The organism is Psychrobacter sp. Ps7 (genome assembly GCF_022129225.1).
Taxonomy (GTDB): Bacteria; Pseudomonadota; Gammaproteobacteria; order Pseudomonadales; family Moraxellaceae; genus Psychrobacter; species Psychrobacter immobilis_A.
The window spans coordinates 21,337-22,500 of record NZ_JADQAH010000050.1 but is presented as its reverse complement, the minus strand read 5'-3'; the positions used below and the strand labels follow the sequence as shown (position 1 = coordinate 22,500).

General features: G+C 36.1%; 1 protein-coding gene. It reads left to right on the top strand.

The genetic code is table 11. The annotated features are described in order from the left end of the window. Positions 1 to 425: 425 nt before the first annotated feature. Positions 426 to 1,164: ESPR-type extended signal peptide-containing protein (locus tag I3257_RS13005; protein WP_238050015.1), on the top strand; the 739-nt coding region annotated here is incomplete at its 3' end.

Sequence of the window (1,164 nt, the reverse complement as noted above, 5' to 3'; positions counted from 1 at the left end):
TTGCGAATGTATGAGTTATTGTAAAATCCTTTGCTACTTTTGCAAGAGGTCTAATGATTAATCTTATAGATTTTAATCATATATTCTGATTCGAAAAAATTGCCTCCGATATAGTCGGGGCGGTTCATATTAGAGTTGATTAAGTAACAATATCTATTATATGATGCAACATAGGGTATAAATTCAATTATTGACATTAACGTTGTAACAACTTTTATGAACAGTTCAGTAACATATTTTAGGGTTTTTACATAATGGATTGTCGTTAATTCTTTATCTTATATTTATTTACCACTTTTGAGTGGTAAGTAGGTTTGGTTAGCAGAGTCTTACATAAAGCCTAGCTCATATAGCGAACAGTTGAAGGCTAATAGATAAAGGTTTTATTTTTGAGTATCAAACACTTAACGTTTAAGGAAGACACTATGAATCGCAACTATAAAGTTATCTGGAATGCGTCTTTGAACTGTTTTATGGCAGTTGCAGAGTATGCTAAAGCCCGTGGTAAGTCATCTAGCGGTGCAGTTACCTCTAAAGCAAGTCCAACAAGTTCAGTAGTAGGAGGCGCAAAGTTGCTGCGCTTAAGTTCTTTATGTGCGGGAATAGCATTGACTGGAGTTAGTGTTCAATCAATAGCTGCTGTCAATTATCAAGGAGATATCGGTCCTAATATTAATGCACTAGGAACTTTAAATGTAAAAGGTGGTGTGAGTGATGCTACTGATTTAAGTGATGACAATATTGGTGTCATTAGTGACAGTAGTCCTGCTAATGTTTTTGGCGTTAAAACGTTAACCATTAAATTATCTAAAACCCTTACAGGACTAAAAAGTGCTGATTTTGGCGGGGTTAAAATTTCTAATACTGGTATTGATGCTAAAAATACTCAAATTACTCAATTATACAGTGCAGGTGATATTACTTTATCATCCAATGCTTTAAATGCGGTGAATGCAAGTGACTTGAACACAGCGATAGCCGACAATAAAGTAAAATACTTCAGTGTCAAATCAACTTTAGGCACTAACGAAGACAATCTAGGTGCGACGGGTACTGATGCAATAGCTATCGGTAAGAATGCTGCTGCTACTGGCACCTCAAGCATTAGTATGGGTACTGGTGCTTCTGCAACTAACTCTGAATCAACCGCATTAGGCGCTGCAT